Below are 1,117 nucleotides of genomic sequence, written 5' to 3'. Positions count from 1 at the left end.
AGGTGCGGCGAGTGCGAACGCCGCTAGCGTCATCAGCGACGATCTGATGAATAGCGAGGATGCGCCGATCACCGCCTCGCATTTCGGCGCGGTTAGGGCTCTTAGGCGAAACGGCAAATTTGAAGGCGTTTTAAGCGAGAGTGAGCTAGATTTTTTCCCGATCAGCCTTACTCAGGGGCTTGCGGCGCGCACATACGACGCTACGCGCATCGCGCGACCATGCGTGCGAAAAGGCTATCTAGAAAAAGGCTGGCAGAGCGACAAAAGCATGCGCGGCAAGGACGAGTGGATCGAGATTAGCTGGGATGAGGCGTATAAACTCGTAGCGGACGAACTAAAGCGCATACTTAAAGACCACGGCGCAAGCTCGATTTACGGCGGTAGCTACGGCTGGTACAGCGTCGGCAGCGTAAATAACCCGCAAACCCTGCTCGGTCGCATGCTAAATATCATCGGCGGCTACACTACGAGAAAACTTAACTATTCGTGCCACTGTATAAGTGCGATAACCCCGCACATCAGCGGAACGGACGAGGCCAACGCCTTGCAAACCGCATGGCCTACGATCCTAAAAAATAGCGAAGCGGTGCTCATCTGGGGTGCCGATCCGATCAATACCAATCAGATCGCATGGGCCGTGCCCGATCACGAGAGCTATTTGTATTTCGCAAAGCTAAAAGAGCAGATGCAAAAGCGCGGCGTAAAGGTGATCACGATCGATCCGGTCTATAATAACACCGCTAAATTTTTAGGCTCCGAGCACATTTCGATCAACCCTACCACCGACGTTGCGATGATGATGGCGATATGTTATGAGATGATGGCACAAGGGCTTGCGGATGAAAAATTTCTTAAAAAATACACTCACGGCGCGGAGGAATTTAAAGCCTATCTTAGAGGCGAAAGCGAAGATGGGCTCAAAAAAGACGCGGCGTGGGCGTCTAAAATTTGCGGCGTGAGCGTGGAGGATATCCTCTGGCTGTGCGAAAATTTCACCAAAAACGGCAGGCAGGTCAGCACCAACGTCCACGGTGGCATGATGCACACGCAAGCAGCCATGAGCACGTACGCGATATTTTGCCTAAACACGCTCATGGGCACCTACGGCTACAAGGGC

1 protein-coding gene is annotated in these 1,117 nt (G+C 52.8%); it reads left to right on the top strand.

Annotation, left to right across the window (positions count from 1 at the left end):
* The coding region (locus tag Q0600_RS00325; RefSeq protein WP_298755537.1) for a molybdopterin-dependent oxidoreductase at nt 1–1,117 on the top strand (1,117 nt) is incomplete at both ends.

Origin of the sequence: uncultured Campylobacter sp. (assembly GCF_938041645.1) — a bacterium.
Taxonomy (GTDB): domain Bacteria; phylum Campylobacterota; class Campylobacteria; order Campylobacterales; family Campylobacteraceae; genus Campylobacter_B.
The sequence above is the reverse complement of the archived record's forward strand: the minus strand, read 5'-3'. Positions and strand labels throughout refer to the sequence as shown.